This window comes from Pseudomonas sp. UBA1879 (assembly GCF_002338065.1).
Taxonomy (GTDB): Bacteria; Pseudomonadota; Gammaproteobacteria; order Pseudomonadales; family Pseudomonadaceae; genus Aquipseudomonas.
Window position 1 is genome coordinate 461 of the sequence record NZ_DDHJ01000007.1, and the last position, 266, is coordinate 726.

Annotated in this window: 1 protein-coding gene; it reads right to left on the minus strand. The window is 56.0% G+C overall.

Annotated features, from left to right (window positions below; all coding sequences use genetic code 11):
• Positions 1 to 266: hypothetical protein (locus B3N48_RS08645; RefSeq protein ID WP_296182121.1), on the minus strand; the 266-nt coding region annotated here is incomplete at both ends.

Consider the following 266-nt stretch of genomic DNA (forward strand, 5'->3'; position numbering starts at 1 on the left):
GTCCGATTTAAGGCCATCGCTTACGGTGACTTCGATAGGAGGCAACTTGGTGCCAGCGTTGACCGCGTCGATACCAGCCTGTGTCAGCAACACATCGTTGCCACTGATCACATAGTACGGCTTGCTGGCATCGGACAGGGTGACGGTGAGCTTGTCGCCTGCGTCCGCGTCGGAATATTTAACGGTGCCCGCAACGGTTGTGGTGTTGGCTTGACCTTCATGCAGATCGTTGGCGGTGACCTGAATTTCAGGCGCCGCATTGAGAA